The following is a 22,601-nucleotide window of genomic DNA, read 5'->3' on the forward strand; positions in this document are numbered from 1 at the left end:
AAGCACCGCGCGGAGCTAGGCCGGCAGTCCCGCTTCGTACCAGCGACGCGTCGCCCTGACGATGCGCACGACCGAGAGCATCACGGGGACTTCGACGAGAACCCCGACGACCGTCGCGAGCGCGGCCCCCGAGTCGAGCCCGAACAGGCTGATGGCGGCGGCAACCGCCAGCTCGAAGAAATTGCTGGCGCCGATCAAGGCGGCCGGAGCCGCGACGCACCAGGCCACGCCGAGCCGGCGGCTGAGCCAATAGGCGATCCCCGCGTTCAGATAGACCTGGATCAGGATCGGCACGGCAAGGATCGCGATGACGACCGGCTGCTTCAGGATCTGCTCGCCCTGGAAGCCGAACAGCAGCACGAGCGTACCGAGCAGCGCCGCGAGGGAGACCGGTTGCAGCACGCGCAAGGTGCGCTCCAATGCCCCGCCCTTCGCCCGCAACAAAGAGCGACGCCAGAGTTGCGAGATGATGACGGGCACAACGATGTAGAGCAGCACCGACAGCAGCAGGGTGGTCCATGGCACCGAGATCGAGGCGACGCCGAGCAGCAGGCCCACCAGCGGCGCGAACAGGAACACCATGATGACGTCGTTGAGCGCGACCTGGCTCAGCGTGTAGTGCGGCTCGCCCTCGCACAGATTCGACCAGACGAACACCATCGCCGTGCACGGCGCCGCGGCCAGCAGGATCAGACCCGCCACGTAGGACGACAACTGGCTTGCGGGGAGCATCGGCGCGAACACATGGCCGATGAAGACGCTGCCGAGCAGAGCCATCGAAAACGGCTTGATGGCCCAGTTCACGACCAGGGTGACACCGATGCCGCGCCAATGCTCCTTCACGTTGCCGAGTGCGGCGAAATCGATCTTCAGCAGCATCGGAATGATCATTAGCCAGATCAGGGCCGCGACCGGCAGATTGACCCGTGCCACCTCCGCCGACGCGACAGCCGCGAACAGCCCCGGCATGAGATGGCCGAGACCGATGCCTGCGACGATGCAGAGCAGGACCCAGACCGTCAGATAGCGCTCGAAGATCGTCATCAGATCAGGCCACGTCGGAGCGGAACGACGTTGCCCCCTCGCCCGTCCCGATCTCGCGCAGCCGCGTGCCGAGCGACATCGAATCGATGCGACCGAGCGGCAGATTGATGAAGGCGTCGATCCTGTTCTTCAGATAGCGGAAGGCGGTCGTGAACGCCGCGAGCTTCTCCAGCTCCGTGCCTTCGGCCGCCGCCGGATCCTCGATGCCCCAATGCGCGGTCATCGGTTGCCCCGGCCAGATCGGACACGCCTCGCCGGCGGCGTTGTCGCAGACGGTGAAGACGAAATCCATCGCCGGCGCGCCGGCGACGGCGAACTCGCTCCAGCTCTTCGAGCGCAGATCGTCGGTCGGATAGTCCATGCGCCTGAGCAGCTCGAGCGCCAACGGATGCACCGCGCCTTTCGGCGTGCTGCCGGCCGAGAAGGCGCGGAAGCGGCCGGCGCCGTCCTTGCGCAGGATCGACTCCGCCAGCACCGAGCGCGCCGAATTTCCGGTGCAGAGGAACAGCACATTGTAGACGCGATCAGACACGATTCTTCTCCTTGCGCTTGGGCGGACAGCAGGGGGTGAGGCTTGCGACGACGGGCGCGCAGACCTCCGGTCGGCCGCCGCAACAGTCCTGCAGCAGAAACAGCGCGACCTTCTGAAATTGCGCGAGGTCGATGCGGTAGACGATCGATCGGCTGTGCCTGATCGAGCTGACGAGGCCGGCGCGCGCCAGCACGGACAGATGCGCCGACAGCGTGTTCTGCGGCACCTCCAGCAGACGTGCGAGCTCGCCGGCCGGCAGACCGTCGGGCTCGTGCTGCACCAGGGTGCGAAAGGCCTGCCAGGCGCGTCGGTTGCGCCAGCGCCGCCAAGGCCAGAACGGCTTGTTCGTTTTCCATATATCCAGAATTCTCGATATAAAGAGTCGGCGTCAAGGCCGACGAGCTCGAATGGTCGTTGCCGACGAACGGAGACGACGCGCCCGAAGGCTCATCGCAAGCGCAGGCGGGTGCCGTCGACGATGAGCTCGCCGTCCCGTTCCATGCGTGCCAGGGCGCGATAGAGCGCCTCGTGGGTGACGCCGAGCTCGGCGGCCCAATCCTTCTTTGACCGGCCGAGCTCGACCTCGCCGCCCTCCCCTTCGGTCTCGATGAAGTGGACGATCCGCTCGCGGGCGGTCTTCAGGCTGAGCCGCTCCGACTGCGCCCGGACCTTGCGGAGCTCGCGGGCGAGATGATCGCACCATCGGTCCCCGATCTCGGGACGACGCAACGCTTCGGCGAAGGCCTTGCGGTCGATCGCGAGCAGCGCTGAATCCTGCGCCGCGACGGCGTCGCAATGATACGACGCCTGATCGAGGCTGGCCTCGGCGAGAAAGCCCCGCCGCGCACGCTGCAGGATGATGTCGTCGCCGGCGCGCGAGCGGCGCAGCAATCGCACCTCGCCGGTCAGCACGAAGAACATCGCCCGCGGCCGATCACCCCGACAGAACACCGTGCCCTGGCGCGGCACCTGGACGCGCCGGGTCTGCAACCGCGCGGCCGCCGGCAGAGCGGCAAGCAATGGCGACAGCCGTGCAAGGGCGCGCCAGTCGAGCGGCGGGCGCGTGCCCTCGGGCGGGAGATGGATGATCCTCGGCATATGATCAGGATCATATGTGCCGCCGGCTGCGCGGTCTAGGGAAGACGTCACCGCGTTCGCTCAAATGGAGGTCCTCATGCGCCTGCGTCTTGCCGCCATTGTGCTGGCCTTCGTTGCGTCCGCCGGCATCGCCACGGCGCAGCACCACGGCCATCACGACCACGGCAGCCACGGGGCGCTTCCGCCAGACCCGCGCGAGCGGGTGGCGTTTCCGCCCGATCTCGCCGAGCACACCCTCGCCAACATGCGCGACCATTTGCTGGCGCTGCAGCAGATCAACGACGCGCTGGCGGCGGGCGAGCCGGACAAGGCCGGCCAGATCGCTGAGCAACGCCTGGGGATGAGCTCGCTGCGGCTGCACGGTGCCGCTGAGGTCGCCGGGTTCATGCCGCAGGGCATGCAGGAGGCCGGAACGACGATGCACAAGGCGGCGAGCCGGTTCGCCATCGAAGCGCAGAACGCGGGCGTGACCGGAGACCTCAAGCCGGCGCTGAAGGCGCTCGGCGAGACGATGGCCACCTGCGTCGGCTGCCATGCCGGCTACCGGCTGAAATAGCGCGCCGGACAACCGACCACGCGCGGCGCGCGCTCATGGATATTTCCAATATTCTAGAAATATCGTTTGACTCCGGCGGGCCGCATGCCGCATCCTCCACACCATGAAGCTCGATGACGCCGCTGCCCGCCTGGAAGCCCTTGGCAACACCACGCGCCTGAAGATCTACCGCGCGCTGGTGCGCGCCGGGGATGCCGGTCGGCCGGCTGCAGGAGCGGCTGAAGGTCCCCGCGTCCACGCTGTCGCACCACGTCAAGACGCTGGTCGCGGTCGGGCTGATTTCGCAGATGCGCGAGGGCACGACGCTGGTCTGCCATGCCGAATACGACGTGATGCGCTCCCTGCTCGGCTTTCTGGTTTCCGAATGCTGCGTCGAGGAGCGCGACTGCGGCACCGCGAGGCCGGCGGCTTGATGATCTCGCCTATTAATTCGATGCTTCTAGAAGTATAGGAGGAGTAGATGACGGACGCCAAGACGGTCGCGATCATCGGCGCCGGCCACTCGGCGATCGGCACCTTGATCGACCTGGCCGCATTGGCCGCGGACGCGCCGGGCACGCAGGCGATCTGGCTGTTGCGCAGCGACGATCCCGCGAAGGCGTTCGGCGGCGGCAGCGCCGTTGAAGCTGCCGGAGACCGGCGTCTGCACCCGCGGCGGACTGGAGAGCATTGCAGCCCTGCCCGGCTGCTGTGGCGGACCGGCGCCGTCCGGCGTAGACAGTTGCTGTGCCGATGATGCCAAGGCCAAGGAGGCTGGCCGCAGCGGCTGCGGCTGTTCGTGACGTAGAGCCAAGCAGAGGTTTAACGGAATGCAGGCACGACGGCTGGGCGTGGTCATCGCTCTCGGCACCGCCCAGACGCTGGCCTGGGGATCGAGCTACTATCTTCCCGCCATCCTCGCCGACCCGATCGCCAGGGATCTCGGCCTGTCCAACAACTGGTTCTTCGGCGCGTTCTCGGCCTCGCTGATCATCTCCGGCCTGTTGGGTCCGCGCATCGGCCGCCAGATCGACCGCGTCGGCGGCCGCCAGGTGCTGTGCGCCTCCAACATCGTGCTGGCGATCGGGCTGGCGCTGCTCGGCCTGTCGCATTCGCTGTGGGTGATGGCGCTGGCGTGGCTGTGGCTCGGCGTCGGCATGGGGCTCGGCCTCTATGACGCCGCGTTCGGCGCGCTCGGGCGCATCTATGGCAAGGATGCACGCGGCGCGATCACCGGCATCACCCTGATCGCGGGCTTCGCCTCCACCGTCGGCTGGCCGCTGAGCACGCTGGGGCTCGCGACGATCGGCTGGCGCGAGACCTGTTTCGCCTGGGCGATCGCGCATCTCGTCATCGGCCTGCCGCTCAATTTGTCGCTGCCGCGGGCGACCGCGATGGCGCCCGGCGAGATGCCGACGGGCAAGCCCAACATCCCGCTCGACCGCCCGATGGTGCTGATCGCGTTCGCGATGGCGGCGGCCTGGACGGTGACCGCGGCGATGGCGGTGCATCTGCCGCGGCTGATGCAGGCGTTCGGCGCGACGCCGGCGCAGACGCTGTTCGCAGGCATGATGATCGGGCCGGCGCAGGTCGCCGCGCGGGTGTTCGAGGCCGGCTTCCTCAGCCGCTTCCATCCGCTCGCCTCGGCGCGGCTCGCCTGCATCACCCATCCGATCGCCGCCGTGACGATCGGTCTGTTCGGCGGCGGCGCCGCGGCGGCCTTCGCGCTGCTGCACGGCTCCGGCAACGGCATCCTGACAATCGCTCGCGGCACCCTGCCGCTCGCGATCTTCGGCCCCGTCAACTACGCCTACCGGCTCGGCCTGATCGGGGCGCCGTCACGGATCTGCCAGGCCTTCGCGCCGCTGCTGTTCGGCCTGCTGATCGACGGGCTCGGCCGCGGCGTGCTGATCGTGTCGGCGAGCCTCAGCCTGTCGGCGCTCGCCGCCTTGATGCTGCTCCCGGCCGGGCGCGCCGAGGCGGCGGTGCCGCGCAGCACGACCGACAAGGCGGCTTGAGCCGGTAGCACTTCCTTAACCAGCTTTCTGCGCCCACAGCCCAACCTGCCGCTGCGGACGGGCATCCTGGGGCGCATATACGGAAAGTTGAAGGTTGGATTGAAGGATACCCGTGGTCATACGGGGGTGTTCACCACACGATGGCATTGCAGCGCAAACACATGCTTCGTGTCGGAGCGGTGGCCGCCTGCGTCGGGATCTTCCTGGCCGGCGCCGATTTGGCCGTGACCGCGCTGATCGGCAACCAGACCGCGCGGCAGCTCAGCGAGCTCAGCAAGGTGGCGTTGCGCCGTTCCGAGGCCGCGATCGACTCGGCCGGATCGATCCTGAACCGCCTGATCGCGAAAGGACCGATGGATTGCAGCGCCGTCGCGCTACAGGCGCTGCGCCTTCACGTCTATCAAGGCACCATCATCAAGGACATCCGCACCGTCGATCGCGGCGGCGCGGTCGAGTGCGCGGCCTATTCCGAAACGCTCGAATTCGACAATGGCTGGGCGCGGCGCGACGAGATGTTCAAGTCCGCCGACGGCGAGCTGCGGCTGTTCCGCGTCGAGCAGTTCACCGGCGCCGCGTTCGGCGTGATGCGCGACATCGACGCGCAACGGTCGCTGGCGGCGATCCTGCGCATCGACGGCAACCTGCTGGACGTGATGCCGGTCGGCCTGCGCGCCGAGAGCAACGTCACCCTGACCCTGCCCGATGGCGAGCAGGTGGCCGGCTATCAACCCGAGACATTAGCCAAGACGCCGGCGCAGACCGTCGCCTTCACCACCGTGTCCGACCGCTATCCGCTGCAGGCCACGATCCATGTGCGACCGCAGAGCCTGAGCGCGCGCCGCGACCTCGCTTATCTCCTGACGATGCTCGCCGCCGGCACGCTGGGCGGCATGTTCGGCCTGCTGCTGGCGAGCTATCTCAGCCGGCCGGTGGACCCAGTCGCCGAGCTCGACCGCGCGCTCGCGGCCAACGAGTTCAAGCCCTATGTGCAGCCGACCTTCCGACTGAAAACCGGCGACATCGTCGGCTGCGAGATCCTGGCGCGCTGGGAGAAGCCGGACGGCCGGCTGATCCCGCCGATGAGCTTCATCCCGCTCGCCGAGAGCACCGGCCGCATCGAGAAGCTGACCTGGCAGCTTCTCAAGACCGCCTTGCGCGAGCTGCAGCCGGAGATGAAGCAGGACAAACTGTTCAAGCTGTCCGTCAACATCACCCCGCGCCATCTGCTCGGCGACCGCTTCATCGACGATCTGCGTAACACGGTCGCGTCGTCATCGGTCTCCCCCCGCCAGGTCGTGCTCGAGGTCACCGAGCGCGAGGAGCTCGCCGATCTCGCCAAGGCGACTGATGTCGTGAAGGAGCTCAGCGAGCTCGGCTTCCGCGTCGCGCTCGACGACGTCGGCATCGGCCATAGTGGCCTGTCCTATATCCAGCGGCTGGGCGCGCGTATCCTGAAGATCGACAAGTTCTTCGTCGACGCGATCACCCGCGACCAGTCCGCCATCGTGGTGGTGCAGATGCTGGTGGCGCTGGCGCGCGAGCTCGACATGTCCGTGGTCGCCGAGGGCATCGAGCATCAGGAGCAGGTCGACGCGCTGATCGCCTGCGGCGTCGAGGAGGGCCAGGGCTATCTGGTCGCGCCGCCGCTGTCGCTCGGCCGTTTCAAGCAGTTCCTCGACGTGCACCGGGCCTCGGCCGTTCCCGGCCAGGCCGGCAAGCCGGAACTGGCCGCGTGACGGCGAGCCCGCGCGCGTCGGGCACACGCCTCACTGCCTGGTCATCTGTCCGCGGATCTCGCCGCCCGGGTTCGCCTGGGTGTGGACGTTGGCGTACCATTTGCCGGCCAGCAGATCGGCCGCCTGCGCATCGGTGATTACGGCGGAGCCCGTGATCGGCGGCTCCGGGCTCTTGAACGGCAGCACGATGCCGGCGTTCTTGCCGGGCTCGCTGGGCCCGTGGAAATGCGCGCCGATCGGCGGGCCGCTGAGGCCGGAGAAGGTAACCTTCCAGCTCAGCGTCTTGGTTGCGGTGTCGAAGCTCGCTTCGGCCACGCCCGACGCGGCGGACGCGTTCGGCGGCACCTCGTTGGCGGCCTTGAGATCGGACTTTAAGATGACCGTTTCGGCGCGAGCAATCGGCGCGGCCCCGACGCAGGCGACGGCGAGCAACGCCAAATGAACGAATGTCCGTCCCATGGTTTTCCTCCCAAATCGTGTTGTGGAGTCTCAGTGTTCGAGACCCCACGGGCAAGCCGATATTCCGTGGAACGCGTTAACACCCAGGCATGGGCAGCGGCCCTGGCCGCGTTGATTGAACAATCCCGACCCCTGTGCCAAACAGGACGGGAACACAAAGGCCTCGAAAGAAAGCCATGGCGGATCGAATGGTTGCTTCCAGGACGGCGCGCGGCAAGGTGGGGCGGCCTCCGCTCGAACGTGCCGGCGAGGTCGAGGAGCGCATTCTCGACGCGGCAAAGACGGTGTTCCTCGCAAACGGCTTCGAAGGCGCGAGCGTCGACGAGATCGCGCAGACCGCGCGCGCCGGCAAGCCGACCATCTACGCGCGATTTCCCAGCAAGGCCGCGCTGTTCGCGGCCGTCATCGGCCGCCAGGCCGCGCGCAACACGCAGTATGAGAACCTGGCGCCGCAGGGCCGCACCTTCCGCGCCCGGCTGATCAGCCTCGGGCTCACCTTGATCGAGCGCGCCTTCGTCGAGGACACGATCGGCCTGATGCGCACTGCGATTGCGGAAAGTCCGCGCTTTCCCGAGCTGACGCTCGAGATCCAGGACACGGCGCGCAAGCGCGCCACCTGCAATGTGAGCCACGCGATCGGCGAGCTGGCGCGCGCCGAAGGTCTCGCCGGCAAGGGCGCCTTCTCGGCCGACCGCATCGAGGACAGCGCACGGATCTTCCTCGATCTCGTCGTGTTCGCCGTGCTGATCCGCAGTCTGCTCGGCGAGGACATGCGCGCCCTGAAGAAGGAAGCCCAGGCGCATGTCGAGAAGCGCGTCGACTTCTTCCTCGCCGCGACGACGTGATCCTAAATCTTTTTGTCCTTGCGCAGCTCCGGAAAGATCGTCTCGTCCTGCAGGATCACGTCCGCGGTGCGCTGATAGTGCGCCGTGAGCAGCGCAACCGCGCGTTCGGTGTCGGCGTCGAGCACGGCGTTCACGATGTCGGCGTGCTCATCGCCGACGGGGCGTGACGGAAACGCCTTGCGGATCGACAGCCGGCGGTAGCGATAGAGCTGGTCGGCAAGCTGGCCGCAGAACGCGATCAGCGATTGCGAACCGCAGTTCGAGATCAGGACCCGATGATAGATCCGGTGCAGCCTCTCCCACTCCGGATTGTCCTCGAACGTCGTCGCGCTGAGCGAGCGCGGCGCGCGGCTGAGCCGATGCTGCGCCAGCACCAGTTGCTCCTCCCAATCAGGCGTCGCCGCCGCCATCGACTCGCGCAGCGCCAGCGCCTCGACCCAGCAGCGCGTCTTGGTCAGCTCGGCGAGCTCGGCGCGGCTGATGTCTTTGACGTAGAAGCCGCGCTGCTCGCGCACCTCGACCAGTCCGTCGGCAGTCAGGCGGTTGAGCGCCTCGCGCAGCGGCGTCTGCCCGGTCTGATAGGTCTCGGTCAAAAACCGCATCTGCAGCTTGCGCGACGGCGCCAGCCGGCCGGACAGCAGGTCCTCGCGCAGCCGGTCATACACATGACTCGCCTGGGTCGACGGGCCCTGCCCCTCGGCCTCCAAAACCGCATCCACGTCCGATCTCCTCTGAATCAGACGACATATATAGAGCCGGGCCATAGAACATAGAATTTATAAATTCTGATTGATTTCGATTTTTTCTGTAATAAAAGGGACGAGCCGGTTTCGCCGGCCAGGGACAGAAACGTCGCGCGTCCTCACCCGGGCATCGCGCAGGAGGACACGCTCATGACCCGGTTTCCGGTCGCGGCTCTGCGCAGCGTCGATCTGGGCACGCCCGATCTCGCGCGATCGGAGGCGTTCTATCGACAGACCTGGGGGCTGGAGCGCGTCGCTGAGGCCCACGGCATCGTCTACCTCCGTGCGACCGGCAGCGACCATCACGTCGTGGCGCTGCACCGGAGCGAGCGCACCGAGCTGCAGGCGGTGACATTCCGCCTCGCCGAGTCCAGTGAATTCGATGCCGTCGGCCGCAACGCCATCCATGAAGGCGCGACGCTGATCGCAGCGCCAGCGCCGAACCTCGGCCCCGACGGCGGCGTGATCATGAGCCTGCGCGGCCCCGAAGGCGGCGTGCTGCGCTTCGTGCATGGCGACATCAGGCACGACGCCAAGCCGCCGCGGCCCGAGCTCCCGGAGCGGCTCGCCCACGTCAACCTCAACAGCACCGATGTCGATCGTTCGGCGGCATTCTACCAGAAGGCGCTCGGCTTCCGCCTGACCGACCGCTCCGCGGCGATGGCCTTCGTTCGCTGCAATTCGGACCACCATGCCGTCGTGATCGCTGCGGCGAAGGTCAACGGGCTCAACCACGTCGCCTTCCTGATGCCGACCTGGGAGGGCGTGATGCGTGGCGCGGGCCGCATGATCGATGCCGGTCATCCGATCGCCTGGGGTGTCGGACGCCACGGCCCCGGCGACAATGTCTTCGCCTACTTCATTGATCCCGTCGGCACGGTCATCGAATACACCGCCGAGGTGCTGCAGGTCGACGACGACTACGTCGTGCGCGGACCGGACCATTGGGTCTGGCCGCCTGGCCGCACCGATCAATGGGGCATCGCGCCGCCCAAGGCCGAGCACGTCAAGGCCGCGCAGCTCGCGGTCGGCTACGCCGCCTGACTCATTCTCCAACTCCGAGTTTCCATGTCCGCCACGTCAGATCACAAGCATTTCGAGGCCGTCATCATCGGCTTCGGTCCGACCGGCGCCATCGCCGCGAGCCTGCTCGGCACGCAGGGCATCAAAACGCTCGCGATCGACCGCGCTATCGACATCTACGACAAGCCGCGCGCGATCGCGCTCGATCACGAGATCATGCGGCTGTTCGACAATCTCGGCATCGCCGAACAAGTCAGCCGCTACGTCGCGCCGTTCCCCGCGTCCGAGCATTTCGGCGCGCAAGGGCAGTTGATCCGCCGCATCGACATGGTTGGCGAGCCCTATCCCCTCGGCTACACGCCGAGCATGGTGTTCACGCAGCCGCCGGTCGAACAGGTGATGCGCGATCGTGTTCACCGCTGTCCTTCCGTCACGGTCGAGCTTGGCACGACCTTCGTCGCAATCCGGCAGGATGCAACGGCGGCGACCATCACGCTGCAGCGGGCGGACGGCACGATGCGCGAGGTCACCGCGGACTATGTCATCGCCTGCGACGGTGCCTCGAGCACCGTGCGCCAGCAGCTCGGCATCAGCTTCGACGATCTCGACTTCGACGAGCCGTGGCTGGTGGTCGATCTTCTCGTGAATGACAGCGGCGTCAGCAAGCTCCCGGCCACCGCAGCCCAATTCTGCAATCCCGCGCGTCCGACCACCTACATCATCGGTCCCGGCGACCATCGTCGCTTCGAGATCATGCTGCGAGCGGGGGAAGACCGCCAGGCGATGGAGCAGCCGGAGCAGGTCTGGCAGCTGCTGTCCCCCTGGCTCTCTCCGGACGATGGCGAGCTGTGGCGCGCGGCGAGCTACCGCTTCCATGCGCTGGTCGCGCGCCGCTGGCGCCAGGGTCGTGTCCTGCTCGCCGGCGACGCCGCGCATCAGCAGCCGCCCTTCATCGGCCAGGGCATGTGCCAGGGCCTGCGCGATGCCGCCAATCTGTGCTGGAAGCTCGCGCGCGTGTTGCGCGGACAATCGACCGCGGCCCTGCTCGACAGCTACGAGATCGAGCGCAGCACGCATGTGCGCGAGCTGACCACGCGCATCAAGGCGATCGGCCGCGTCATCTGCGAGCAGGATCCGGAGGCCGCAGCGGCACGCGATGCGCGTATCCTTGCCGAAGGCGGCGGCGTGCCGCGCACCATCACCCGGCAGGAGATCGTGCCGCCGCTGACGCAGGGATTGCTCGCGACCAAGGCAAACGCGGCCAATGGCACGCTGTTTCCGCAGCCCTGGATCGTCGGTGATGGCGGGCGTGCCCTGCTCGATACCGTCGCCGGCACCGGATGGCGGCTCGTCCTCGACCGGCGGGGTGCGCTGAACTCGAGCTCGATCGACGCTGCCACCCGCGACGCCGGGATCAGTGTGATCGTCATCGGCGGTCACGGCTTGCACGAGGAGAGCGCCGTCGTCGCACGCTGGTTCGAACGCCACGGCTGCAGCGCCGCGCTGGTGCGACCCGACCATTATGTCTACGGCGTCGCGACGGACGCGCCGGAGCTCGCCGCGCTGCTGAGCGAGTTGAACGAACGACTGCACTAATCAAAACAAGAGACTATCAAACGGGGAAACGCCATGACGACATCATCCGACACCGCCAGACCCAGTGTGGGAGGACGCGCGATCGCCGTCCTCGTCATGCTGTTCCTGTTCCAGACGCTGAACTTCTTCGACAAGCTGGTGTTCGGCCTCTCGGCCGTGCCGATGATGAAGGAGCTGGGTCTGAGCCCGAAGGAGTTCGGCCTGATCGGCAGCAGCTTCTTCCTGCTGTTCTCGCTGTCGGGCATGGCGGTCGGCATGTTCGTCGTCGGCCGCTTCCCGGTGAAATGGCTGCTCCTGATCATGGCCGGCGTCTGGTCGGCGACGCAGATCCCGATCTTCTTCTCCGGCTCGATCGCCGTGCTGGTGATCTGCCGCATCATCCTCGGCGCCGGCGAAGGGCCAGGACTGCCGACCGCGCTGCACGCCTGCTACAACTGGTTTCCCGCCGACCGGCGCAGCGTGCCGAGCGCCGTGGTGCTGCAGGGCATCAGCGTCGGTCTCTTGGCCGGCGGTCCGATCCTGACCTATGTCATCGTGAGCTATGGCTGGCGCACCGGCTTCCTGTTCTGCGGCCTGCTCGGCCTCGCCTGGATGCTCGGCTGGTTCTTGGTCGGCGGCGAAGGCCCCTACTCCGCCCTTGCGCCGGAGGCTTCGGCGGCGAAGGACAAGGCGTTGCCGGCGCGCGTGCTGTGGGCCGATCCGACCGTGATCGGCGTCATCATCATGTCGACCGCGTCGTACTGGATCGTCGGCATGTCCGCGACCTGGCTGCCGCCTTTTCTGCAGCTCGGGCTCGGCTACAAGCAGGTCGATGTCGGCTGGATCATCTCAGGGATCTACCTGTTCCAGTCGCCGCTGCTGCTCGGCGGCTCCTGGCTGACGCAAGTTCTGCAGCGCAAGGGCTTCAGCCTGCGTGCCTGCCTCGGCCACGCCTCCGGTCTCGCGCTGCTCGCCGCCGGCTGCGCGCTGCTGTTGAGCATCGTCACGACGGGTCCGCTGCAGCTCGCCTGCATCGCGGTCGCCTTCGCCGCACCGAGCCTCACCACGATCTTCGGCCCCGTCGCGCTCGGCGCCGTGGCGCCGGCGATCCAGCGCGGCCGACTCATCGTCGTGATCTACTCCGGCAACGCGGCATCCGCGCTGGTGTCGAATGCGCTCACCGGCTGGATCGTCGGCGAGGCCGGAAACAACGCGCCGCTCGGTTACGCCCACGCCATGACATTCACCGCCGGCGTGCTGATCGTTGGCGCCATCTCGGCCTTCGCGCTGATCTTCCCGGAGCGCACCATCGCGCGCTTCGCGAAATCGGCGCAAGAACCGGCTTCTCCCTCCGCCGTAGCGGCGGTTTCGACCTGAGGACATCGGATGAGATTTGCAAGCTTCACCATCGACAATGCGTCAACCTGGGGACTGGTCGAGGGCACTGAGATCGCCGATCTCGGTGCTATCCTGCGCGACCGCTTCCCCGACCTGAAATCGGCGATCGCAGCGGACGCGCTGAAGGAGGCGGCCGCAGCGGCCTCGGGCGCGAGGCGGTATCCGCTCTCCGCCATCAGCTTCCTGCCGGTGATCCCGAACCCGGACAAGATCCTCTGCATCGGCCTGAACTACGAGACGCACCGCAAGGAGACCGGCCGCTCCGAGGTCGAGAACCCCACGGTGTTCGGCCGCTTCGCCAACAGCCAGACCGGGCATCTCACCGACATCATCCGCCCGCGCGTCTCGACCGATCTCGATTTCGAGGGCGAGCTCGCCATCGTCATCGGCAAGCCCGGCCGCTACATCCCGCGCAGCGAGGCTTGGCAGCACGTCGCCGGCTATGCCTGCTACAATGAGGGCAGCGTCCGCGACTTCCAGCGCCACACCCACCAGTTCACGCCGGGAAAGAATTTTCCCGCGACCGGCGCGTTCGGCCCGTGGCTGGTCACGCCGGACGAGATCGACGATCTCGGTCCGCTGCGGCTGCAGACACGGTTGAATGGCGAGGTGGTGCAGGACGCCACGATCAGCCAGATGATCTTCGATATCCCGCGCCAGATCGAATACTGCTCGTCGTTCACCCGGCTCGAGCCGGGCGACGTCATCGCCACGGGAACGCCCGGCGGCGTCGGCTCCCGCCGCACGCCGCCATTGTGGATGAAGCCCGGCGACATCGTCGAGGTCGAGATCGACAAGATCGGACTGTTGCGGAACGGCATCGCCGACGAGGCGGTGTGAGCGCCCCTGATGTTCTTGACCGTCATTCCGGGGCAGCCCGCCAGGGCTGAACCCGGAATCTCGAGATTCCGGGTTCGATGCTTGCGCATCGCCCCGGAATGACAGCCGAACAACAGTGCTTACTCAATGCGCCATCGCCGGCCCGCCGCCGAGCTTGACCTTGCGGAGCGTCAGCGCCAGCGGAATCGCCGACAGCGAGATCAGCATCAGCGCCCAGTAGACGTCGACATAAGCGAGCAGCGACGACTGCATCTGCACGGTCTGGCCGATCCAGGCGAGCGCCTGCTGCTGCGCCTGGACCAGCGAGCTGCCATGCGCGGTGAAGTAGTTGGTCACCTGGTGCAGCGTGTCCTGATAGGCCGGATTGGACGGAATCGCATTCTCCACCAGCCGGCTCTGGTGGAACTGCGCGCGGTGCGCCAGGATGTTGGCCGCCAAGGACACGCCGATCGAGCCGCCGGTATTGCGCGCGGCGTTGATCAGCGCCGAGGCCTGATCGGTCTTCTCAGGCGGGATGCCGTTGTAGGACGCCGTGGTGATCGACAGGAAGATCAGCGGCAGGCCAATTCCGATCAGCATGCGGGATTCGGCGAAGAACCAGAAATCCACATTGGCGTAGACCCGGGTGAGGTCGTACATCGCGAACGCCACGACGGCGGCGCCCGTCATGATCATGTATTTCGGCTGCACCTTGCCCGAGAGGCGTCCGACGACGAACATCATCGCCATCGTCACGAGGCCGCCCGGCGACAGCACGAGGCCGGCCCAGGTGGCGGTGTAGCCGAAATCCTGCTGCACCATCTGCGGCAGCATCTGCGTGGTGCCGAGCAGGATCGCGCCGGTCGCCAGCATCACCAGGAAGCTGGCGCCGAACTGGCGCGACGCCAGCATGCGGACGTCCACGGTCGGATTCTTCCGGTTCATCTCCCACGGGATCATGGCGATGAAGGCCGCGACGCAGACCGCGGCGGTGACCATGATGAAGCGCGAGTCGAACCAGTCGTCCTCCAGGCCGCGATCGAGCATCAGTTCGAGCGCGCCGAGGAAGGTCGCGACGAGAAGGAATCCGACGACATCGAAGCCGTGCGCCTGCTTGCGACGCTCCGCCGTGACTGAGGCCGGCTCCTTCAGGATCAGTCCGATCAGGATCATTGCCGCAACACCGACAGGGCCGTTGATCAGGAAGCACCAGTGCCACGACGCGTTGTCGGAGAGATAGCCGCCGAGCGTCGGGCCGACCACCGGCGCCACGACCACGGCGACACCGAACAGCGCGAAGGCCTGGCCGCGCTTTTCCGGGGGAAAGGAGTCGGCCAGGATCGATTGCGCCACCGGCACCATGCCGCCGCCGCCGAGGCCCTGCATGATCCGGAACAGCAGCAGCACCTGCAGATTCCAGGCGAAGCCGCACAGCACCGAGCTCACGGTGAACAGGCCGAGGCAGAGCAGGAAGAAGGTCTTGCGGCCGAAACGCTTGGCGAGATAGCTCGACGCCGTCAGGATGATCGCGTTGGAGACGAGATAGGTCGTCACCACCCAGGAGGATTCGTCCTGGCTGACGCCCATGCCGCCGGCGATATAGGGCAGCGCGACGTTGGCGATGGTGGTGTCCAGCACCTCCATGAAGGTCGCGAGCGCAACCAGCACGGCGATGATCCACGGACTGCCGGCGCGCGGCGCGGAGAGAGCGGCGGCCTCGCTCATGGCATCAGCCTTCTCACAGCGCAGCCTTAAGCCGCTCATAGAGCGACGGCTTGGGATCGACGCGCACGGTCGGCACCACCGACATGCCCGGCCCGAGTGCGACGTCGGTCGGCGGATCGTCCATCTCGATCTTCACGGGCACGCGCTGCACGATCTTGACATAGTTGCCGGTCGCATTCTGCGGCGGCAGCAACGAGAAGGCCGGGCCCGAGCCGGACTGCACGCTAGCGACATGGCCACGGATCTCGCGCTCAGGATAGGCATCGATTTCCAAAGTCACGGGCTCGCCGGGGCGCATCTGGTCGAGCTGGGTTTCCTTGAAATTGGCGGTGACCCACACGTCGTCTGGCACGAACATCGAAAGCGCCGTGCCTTGTGCCGCGAACTGGCCGTCGGCGGCGCTGAGATTGACGACGCGGCCGGACTGCGCCGCGGTCACGGTGGTGTAGGACAGATTGAGCTGCGCCTGGTCGCTCTGTGCCTGGGCTTGCGTGAGGTTGGCCTCGGCGCTCTCGCGCTGCGCCTTCAGCGACTCCAACTGGCGTTGCGCGACCGAGAGGTTGGCCTGCGCCGAGGTCAGCGCCGCCTTCTGCTGCTGGAGCTGCGATGTGTATTGCTGCTCGCTCTGCACCGTGCCGGAGCCGGTGCGGGCGAGGTCCTGATAGCGCTTGGCCTGCTGCTCGGCGAAGGTCAGCCCGGCCTGGGCCTGCTCGACCTGGGCCTGGCCCGCGGTGATCTGCGCCTGCTGCACCTCGATCTGCGCATCGATGTTGCGGATCGCCGCCTGCGCCGACTTCACCTGCGCATCGGCCTGCGCCAGCGCGGTCTTGTAGTCGCGATCGTCGATGCGCGCGATCACGTCGCCGGCCTTGACGTGCTGGTTGTCGGTGACCGGGACGGCAGTGATGTAGCCGGAGACCTTCGGCGCAATGGAGAACTGGCGGGCCGCGATGAAGGCGTCGTCGGTGGTCTCATAGTGACCGGCCGCATCGTAGTAGACGTAGCCGCCGGCGCCGACGGCGAGCAGCAGCACGAGACCCAGCGCTGCCCCAAGCGGATGCCGCCGGATCAGGCTCCTCCGGGACCCCTCCTGGCGCTGCCCGTGCTCCGTCGGCGACGGGCCGGGCTCCGCAGCCGGCGCCTTGGCCTCGATCTGCTGCGGAGTCTCGCCGGAGGCATCCCCGCGCCATTGCCGCACGGCACGATCGCGGGCCGAGACCGCCGGACCGTCGTTGGCCGCCGATGGGACCTCAGCCGATGACAGAGCTTGCTGTGTCATCACGTCTCCTTGAATAGAACGGAACCGTTTCGTTTCTAGAATTGGAGGTCATGCAGATGGGATGCAATGGCGGACCGCGATGCGGACAGCTAAACTTTTCGTCATTGGAGGCCGCCGGCGCGCGATCCCCTGCGCGTTCACCGCGATCCGCCGTCAGCAGGATCAACTGCGTGACGCAGCCGGGGTTGCAGCCTCACGTCATCGCGTTGACTCGATCAACTCGGCTAAATACAACACACGCATAATAAGAAATTGTTAGGGTCGGCAACCAACCACCACAGCGGGTGCCGACATGGTCATATTGCGAGGCACGCATGCCCGTCCGTCAGGTACCAGGCTCAGACCTGCAATACGTGCTCATCGCCTTCGACGCGCCGGGGCAGGAGCGGCGAGAGGCCGACGGTTCGCTCGCGAGCGAGATGGTGGTGAACCGCCTCCAGACGCTGGGCGGGGCGGTCACCGATATTCTTCTGCTGAGCCATGGCTGGATGGGCGATGTCCCTGCGGCGATCGAACAGTATGATCGCTGGCTTGCCGCCATGGCGGCGCTCGAAGCGGATCGGCTCGCCGCCGCGCGGCAGCGTCCCGGCTTTGCCCCCGTCATCATCGGACTGCACTGGCCGAGCCTGCCGTTCGGAGACGAGACGCTGCCATCGGGCGGCGGCGGGTTGCTGTCCGCCGACACGTCGGCGGCATCGCTCGAGGCGGAGGTGGAACGCTATGCGGCCCGCATTGCCGACACCCCGGCGGCACGCGCCGACATCCGCTCGATCCTCGAGCAGGCGCGCATTGCGCCGGCGGCGGCCACGTTGCCGGACTCGATGCGCGATGCCTATCTCAGGCTGTTCGCCGCGGCCGGCCTTACGATGGGCGATGCGAGCGGACGCCCCGGCGCCGAGCAGGACCGGTTCGATCCATCCGTGATCGTGAGCGAGGCGCGGAGCGCGCCGGCCGACGCAACCGCCGGGACGCTGGGCCTCGGCGATGATCTGCGCGACGCGCTGCTGGCGCCGCTCCGCATCCTGTCGTTCTGGAAGATGAAGGATCGCGCGCGCCAGTTCGGCGAGGCCGGCGCCCATGATGTCCTCGTCAGACTGCAGCAGGCGGCGCCCACGGCCCGGATTCACCTGATGGGCCACAGCTTCGGCTGCATCGTCGTGTCGGCAGCCGTCGCCGGCACGCCCGACGGCCGCGCGCTGCCGCGCCCGGTCGAGACGATGTTCCTGGTTCAAGGTGCGCTGTCGCTGTGGTGCTATGCCGAGAGCATTCCGCAGGCCGCGCCGACGCAGGGCTATTTCCGGCGCACACTGCTCAAGGGGCTCGTGCGCGGCGCCTTCGTGACCACCCGCTCGAGCTACGACCGGGCCAACGGATGGTTCTACCCGCTCGGAGCGCGGCTCAAGCAGCAATATCTGCTCGATACCGACTATCCGCTGTACGGCGCCATCGGCAGCTTCGGCGTCCGCGGCACCCAGCCCCTGGCGATCGTCGACATGCCGATCCAGGATGTCGGCTTCAGCTACAATTTCGGCAGCGGCCGGGTCTACAACATCGAGGCGAGCCGCATCATCAGGAACGGCGGCGGCGCGGCCGGCGCTCACAGCGACATCGCCCACCCCGAAGTGGCGCACGCTTTCTGGGCTGCGATCCTGGCTGCGCCGATGGCCGTGCGGCCGCAACCCGGCCCGGGCGGCGGGCTGCTCGGCAGCGACATCCGCCACTTCGATCAGCAGCTCTGGCGGCAGCGGACGTTCGAGAGTGCTCCGTTCCCGGAGCAGGTGCAGAAGCAGGATCAGCAGCAGGTCGAGCCGGCCCAGCGGCAGCAACGCGAGCAGCAGCAGCGGGAGCAGGGTCAGCATCAGCAGCAGCAACGGCAGCAGGAAGACCAGCAGCAGCAGGTTCAGCTGCAATATCCGCAATGGGTGCCGGAGCCGCCGGTCGCGCAGCCACCCCCGTTCGAGAACCGCAAAGCCTATCCGCCCGGCGAGCAGCGCTGGATCAACGCCGGCTTCGAGGATCTCGATGCGCCGTTGAAGCCGGGCCAGTGGTACACCTTCGCTTTCGACGTCGACATCCAGCAGAGCGGCGTCTCGTCGGTGCCGCTCGCCGACGAGCAACTGTTCCCGGAAGGGACGTCCGATGTCACCTTGACCATCCAGCTCGACAGCGACGATTTCGAGCTGTCGGACAAGAGCCGCCCGCTGCGGCTGCCGCGCACAGGCAAGTCGCGCAACAAGGCGCGGTTCGACCTGTCGCCGAAGAAATTCGGCCCGTCGGCGCTGCGGGCGACGGTCCACAAGGACGGCAATTTCGTCCAGCAGATGGACCTCGTCATCGATGTCGGCGCAGCGCCCTCGCCCCGCGTTGAGGGCGCGCATGGCCGGCCCTATTCCTCCGCCAGCGTGCTCAATCCGCGCGACGTCGGCCTGTCGATCATGCCGATCGCGGGCGGTTACGACTGTCTCGTCTGGAAGCCCGTCACGGTGCGCGCCCGGCTGCCGTTGCTGCCGGACTACCTCGCCAAGTCGATCGAGATCGCGCGTCAGGAGCTCATGAAGGTCGTGACCTATCAGAACGCGGCCGGCAGCTTCGTCTTCCAGAGCGGGATCGACATCGCCGATGCCGACCGCGACGCCGCGCTCAAGATCATGGCGCGCGCGGGAGCGGCGCTGTTCACGAAGCTGTTCTTCGGCCCCGCCGCCGCGCGGGATTCCAAGGACATCGGCGAATTCCTGCGCAAGCTGACCAGCGACCGCTCCAGGCGGCTGAAGCTGCAGATCGTGGCGGAGGCGACCACGGTGCCGTGGGGCCTGCTCTATGTCGGCGATGCCTCGGCCGGCGCCAAGCTCGACTGGGACAATTTCATCGGCATGCGCCACGTGATCGAGCAGATCCCGATGCAGAACACGCCGCGCGTCTCCGACTGCCTGATCCCCAGCGACAAGCCCGAACTCAGCATCAGCGTCAACGTCAACGACAACATCGACCGGCAGATGGGCGCCGACCTCGTCGCCCAGCAGCAGCGCTTCTGGGTCGCGGAGAAGGCGGCACGCCGCAACGTCCACGTGGTCTCGCGCACGACCAGCAAGGAGCTGGTCAAGGCGCTGGCCGACGAGACCACCAACGACCAGATCCTCTACCTCTATTGTCACGCCCGGGCGACCGGCCTCGACGATCCCGGCGGTCCCGACGGCTCCAGCCTGGTGCTGACCGATGCCGGCATCACGCTGGGCGAGCTCAGCCTGGACGCCCCGACCAGCAAGCTGCTTCCCGGCAATCCCCTCGTCTTCATCAACGCCTGCGAGTCGGCCGAATTGTCGCCGGCGTTCTACGACGGCTTCGTGCCGTATTTCATGGCCAAGGGCGCGCGCGGCGTGGTTGGAACGGAATGCAAGACGCCGGCGATCTTCGCCACGGCCTGGGCGAAGCGCTTCTTCGAAAGCCTTCTCGACGGCGTACCGCTGGGTGAGACGTTCCTCAGCCTGCGCCGGGAATTTCTCCGCGAGCACGGCAACCCGCTCGGACTGCTCTACGCGGTCCATTGCGACGGCGACACCCAGGTCGCGCCATCACTGCCGCGGTTGCCGCCGACGACCCCCGCGCCGAACGTGCAGCCGGCGCTCGGCACCGGCACCTGACAGCGTCCTCAGCGCGCCGGCTCCGGCCCGGCGAGACGCACGACGAGAGCCAGCGCGGCAACGACCGGTGGCACGACGAAGCACCAGCTGCCCAGGCGCACGAACAGCAGCGCGGCGCCGCCGCAGCCGAGCGCAAAGGCGAGCACGTTGATGGCCATCTGCATGAGCCGCGCGGGCGGCGGCGCCTGGCCCTTGTCACCGACATAGATCCTGTCGGCGAGATCGATCATCACCTGCGTCGTGGTGCCGGTCATCAGGGTCGAGGGCGGCGCGGTCGGCAGATGGATCCGGTGCACGGCGTTCTGGATCGCCATCGCCGCGACCAGCACCATGCCGGTGATGATCGCCTCGCGGCTGTCGCCATCATGGAACGCGCCGAAATGCACCGCGAGCGCGGCGCCGAGGATCAGCAGCACGAGCTTGACCGCGATAAGGATCTCGAAGGCGCGCGCCCCCCGCCGCGACAGCAAGGTGCCGGTCAGGCGTGTCGCGATCACGACCACGCAGAACACCGGAAGCGCCAGCAGCTTGGCGACCGCGCCCGAGGTCCCGAGCGCCAGCGCCGCGCCGAGCGTCACGAAGTTGCCGGTGACGTGCGCCGTGAACAGGCCCTGCAGCGCCAGGAAGCCGGCCGTGTCGACATAGCCGGCATTGACGCTGAGCAGCAGCGGCACAACGTTGCGGGACACGAATTGCGACATGTGTGGTCCTACCTTCGTTGTTTAGAGCGCGTATTTCAGCTCGATGCCGATGTAATCGCTATCGTGGCCGCCGGCGCGGCGCAGCGCATCACCGATCTTGTAGTGCACGGCTTCCAGCGCGCCGGTGAGATTGGCGCTGAAGCGATAGTCGGCGCGCAGCTGCGCGTAGACGCCGGACCATGCGCTGCCCCGCCCGGCCGTGCCGACCACTGCGACATTGGGCTGGACGTAGATCGCGTCCGCCGTCGTCGCGCGCCATTGCAGGCCGATGGCCGCCATGAACGACAGATCGGTCGCGGGTTTCACCGTCAGCGACGGCTTGAGGTGGACCAGGTTGGTGTAGCCGGTGAAGCCCGCGAGCGTGAAGTAATAGCCGTTCGGGAACAGCGGATTGAAGGTCTCGATCCTGTTGTCGCCGGGATGGCGGTCGCCGGAGGCGCCGTCGAGCTGAAGGCCGATGCGCGGCTGCCAGGCCAAATCGGCGAAGGTGTAGCCGGCGCGCGCGCCGGCGCCCCAGGCGCGGATCTGCTTCGTCCCGACCGAGCCCGCCTGCCCCATCGCCTCGAGATCCCAGTCGAAGCCCGCCAGCTTGCCGGCGAAGCGGATGTCGAGCACGTGGCGCTGCTCGGCACCCGCTGCGTCGAGGAAGCGCGCATTGTCACGCTGATAGTAGGAATAATACGACGACAGCTCGTTGGTGCCGAGCACCTGGCGCTCGATTCGGAAGGTGTGGAACAGGAACGATCCGTTCGACGTATCGTCGAACGGGCGCACCAGATTGTATTGCACCGGCCGGCTGACGAACCCGATGAAGCGCCATGGGCCGCTTTCCCAGTCGGCCCACAGCGCGTCGAAGGACTGGCGCACGTTCGGCCCGTCGCGCGACGAGACGAAGCGCTGCAGGTCGAAGTCGAAATCCTGGCGCCCGACCCGGGCCTTGAAGGTGCCCTTCTCCGTCGCATCGACATAGGCGAGGAAGGCGAGCCGGAGGTCGAGCGGGTCCTGGTCGACGGACGTGATCTTGGCCTTGCCGAAGGCACGGTCGTCCTCCAGCTGGACGAACAACTGCCAGTTCTCGTTGAGATGTGCGTCGGCATGGATCTGCAGCCGTTGCAGGACATGCTGATCGGGCTTCGTTCCACCGATGCCGAAGCTCGCGGCTTCCAGGCTCTCGAACCGCTCGCGCAGGTTCATGCCGAACGAGACGTAGCTCTGCGGATGATCCTGCTGCAGCGGGATGTACTTGATCGAATCTGATGGCGCCGTGCGCAGCGCCGGATCGGCGAGCACCGACCAGTCCTCCTGCCAGCGGTTGGTGCGGATCGCCGGACGTGAGGCGTCGTCCTCGGCGAGAGCTGACGTAGCCGCACATAGCGCGCCGAGCAGCGCGCTCGCGACCACCGTCTTTCTCAGGACCCGCGCCATCCGTCACC

At 67.2% G+C, this 22,601-nt stretch carries 18 protein-coding genes and 3 pseudogenes; 11 read left to right on the plus strand and 10 right to left on the minus strand.

Translation table 11 applies throughout. The features are described 5' to 3' along the window. Window positions 1-15: 15 nt before the first annotated feature. From arsB to QW868_RS10260, 4 genes and pseudogenes are all read right to left on the minus strand, one after another. The gene (arsB, locus tag QW868_RS10245; RefSeq protein WP_316230474.1) at window positions 16-1,044 is read right to left on the minus strand and encodes an ACR3 family arsenite efflux transporter; all 1,029 of its coding nucleotides are present in this window, start codon (window positions 1,042-1,044) and stop codon (window positions 16-18) included. Window positions 1,045-1,048: 4 nt separating this feature from the next. Then, complete coding sequence (locus QW868_RS10250; protein WP_315738845.1) at window positions 1,049-1,576, minus strand: arsenate reductase ArsC; 528 nt, start codon at window positions 1,574-1,576, stop codon at window positions 1,049-1,051. Beyond that, window positions 1,569-1,932: pseudogene (locus QW868_RS10255) on the minus strand (ArsR/SmtB family transcription factor). The gene QW868_RS10250 and the pseudogene QW868_RS10255 overlap by 8 nt, the downstream one beginning before the upstream one ends. Before the next feature lie 91 nt (window positions 1,933-2,023). After that, entirely contained in the window at window positions 2,024-2,674 is a 651-nt protein-coding gene (locus QW868_RS10260) for a Crp/Fnr family transcriptional regulator (RefSeq protein ID WP_316230475.1), read from the minus strand. Between the two features lie 76 nt (window positions 2,675-2,750). Between QW868_RS10260 and QW868_RS10265 the strand changes: the two genes are divergently transcribed. The 5 genes and pseudogenes from QW868_RS10265 (at window position 2,751) to QW868_RS10285 (ending at window position 6,963) form a co-directional block, all read left to right on the plus strand. Beyond that, window positions 2,751-3,230: a hypothetical protein gene (locus QW868_RS10265; RefSeq protein ID WP_316230476.1), complete on the plus strand. Its 480-nt coding sequence runs from the start codon at window positions 2,751-2,753 to the stop codon at window positions 3,228-3,230. Between the two features lie 103 nt (window positions 3,231-3,333). Then, a pseudogene (locus QW868_RS10270) lies at window positions 3,334-3,643 on the plus strand (ArsR/SmtB family transcription factor). 59 nt (window positions 3,644-3,702) lie between these two features. Then, a pseudogene (locus QW868_RS10275) lies at window positions 3,703-4,012 on the plus strand (hypothetical protein); the annotation flags it as partial. 27 nt (window positions 4,013-4,039) lie between these two features. After that, entirely contained in the window at window positions 4,040-5,227 is a 1,188-nt protein-coding gene (locus QW868_RS10280) for an MFS transporter (RefSeq protein ID WP_316230477.1), read from the plus strand. A 161-nt stretch (window positions 5,228-5,388) separates the two neighbouring features. Next, window positions 5,389-6,963: an EAL domain-containing protein gene (locus QW868_RS10285; protein WP_316230478.1), complete on the plus strand. Its 1,575-nt coding sequence runs from the start codon at window positions 5,389-5,391 to the stop codon at window positions 6,961-6,963. 30 nt (window positions 6,964-6,993) lie between these two features. Here QW868_RS10285 and QW868_RS10290 read toward each other — a convergent pair whose 3' ends face one another. Continuing rightward, window positions 6,994-7,422 (minus strand): CHRD domain-containing protein, encoded by a 429-nt coding sequence (locus QW868_RS10290; RefSeq protein ID WP_316230479.1) that lies wholly within the window; start codon window positions 7,420-7,422, stop codon window positions 6,994-6,996. Between the two features lie 188 nt (window positions 7,423-7,610). Here QW868_RS10290 and QW868_RS10295 point away from each other — a divergent pair, with 188 nt between their 5' ends. Continuing rightward, entirely contained in the window at window positions 7,611-8,267 is a 657-nt protein-coding gene (locus QW868_RS10295) for a TetR/AcrR family transcriptional regulator (RefSeq protein WP_316182644.1), read from the plus strand. Window positions 8,268-8,269: 2 nt separating this feature from the next. On the opposite strand, the gene QW868_RS10300 is transcribed toward QW868_RS10295, so the two are convergent. Beyond that, window positions 8,270-8,986 carry a GntR family transcriptional regulator gene (locus QW868_RS10300; protein ID WP_315712735.1) on the minus strand — a complete coding sequence of 239 codons (717 nt, stop codon included), beginning with the start codon at window positions 8,984-8,986 and terminating at the stop codon, window positions 8,270-8,272. A gap of 174 nt (window positions 8,987-9,160) precedes the next feature. On the opposite strand from QW868_RS10300, the gene QW868_RS10305 reads away from it, so the two are divergent. Genes QW868_RS10305 through QW868_RS10320 form a run of 4 tightly spaced genes read left to right on the plus strand, consistent with a single transcriptional unit; the run spans window position 9,161 to window position 13,846 of the window. Next, window positions 9,161-10,054 (plus strand): VOC family protein, encoded by an 894-nt coding sequence (locus QW868_RS10305; protein WP_316230480.1) that lies wholly within the window; start codon window positions 9,161-9,163, stop codon window positions 10,052-10,054. A gap of 24 nt (window positions 10,055-10,078) precedes the next feature. Next, window positions 10,079-11,629 carry a bifunctional 3-(3-hydroxy-phenyl)propionate/3-hydroxycinnamic acid hydroxylase gene (locus QW868_RS10310; protein ID WP_316230481.1) on the plus strand — a complete coding sequence of 517 codons (1,551 nt, stop codon included), beginning with the start codon at window positions 10,079-10,081 and terminating at the stop codon, window positions 11,627-11,629. Between the two features lie 33 nt (window positions 11,630-11,662). Then, window positions 11,663-12,985: an MFS transporter gene (locus QW868_RS10315; protein ID WP_316230482.1), complete on the plus strand. Its 1,323-nt coding sequence runs from the start codon at window positions 11,663-11,665 to the stop codon at window positions 12,983-12,985. 9 nt (window positions 12,986-12,994) lie between these two features. Beyond that, a complete protein-coding gene (locus QW868_RS10320; protein WP_316230483.1) occupies window positions 12,995-13,846 on the plus strand; it encodes a fumarylacetoacetate hydrolase family protein in 852 nt (283 codons plus the stop codon). A gap of 123 nt (window positions 13,847-13,969) precedes the next feature. On the opposite strand, the gene QW868_RS10325 is transcribed toward QW868_RS10320, so the two are convergent. Both QW868_RS10325 and QW868_RS10330 read right to left on the minus strand, forming a co-directional pair. Beyond that, window positions 13,970-15,550, minus strand: coding sequence for a DHA2 family efflux MFS transporter permease subunit (locus tag QW868_RS10325; RefSeq protein ID WP_315798854.1), 1,581 nt, complete (start codon window positions 15,548-15,550; stop codon window positions 13,970-13,972). A gap of 13 nt (window positions 15,551-15,563) precedes the next feature. Then, entirely contained in the window at window positions 15,564-16,829 is a 1,266-nt protein-coding gene (locus QW868_RS10330) for an HlyD family secretion protein (protein WP_316230484.1), read from the minus strand. 314 nt (window positions 16,830-17,143) lie between these two features. On the opposite strand from QW868_RS10330, the gene QW868_RS10335 reads away from it, so the two are divergent. Further along, window positions 17,144-20,467: a CHAT domain-containing protein gene (locus tag QW868_RS10335; protein ID WP_316230485.1), complete on the plus strand. Its 3,324-nt coding sequence runs from the start codon at window positions 17,144-17,146 to the stop codon at window positions 20,465-20,467. Between the two features lie 8 nt (window positions 20,468-20,475). On the opposite strand, the gene QW868_RS10340 is transcribed toward QW868_RS10335, so the two are convergent. Together QW868_RS10340 and QW868_RS10345 are read right to left on the minus strand one after the other, a co-directional pair. Beyond that, window positions 20,476-21,168 (minus strand): YoaK family protein, encoded by a 693-nt coding sequence (locus QW868_RS10340; protein WP_315738863.1) that lies wholly within the window; start codon window positions 21,166-21,168, stop codon window positions 20,476-20,478. A 21-nt stretch (window positions 21,169-21,189) separates the two neighbouring features. Then, a complete protein-coding gene (locus QW868_RS10345; protein ID WP_316230486.1) occupies window positions 21,190-22,593 on the minus strand; it encodes an alginate export family protein in 1,404 nt (467 codons plus the stop codon). Between the last annotated feature and the right edge of the window lie 8 nt (window positions 22,594-22,601).

It is taken from the genome of Bradyrhizobium sp. SZCCHNR1051, from assembly GCF_032489615.1.
GTDB lineage: Bacteria > Pseudomonadota > Alphaproteobacteria > Rhizobiales > Xanthobacteraceae > Bradyrhizobium.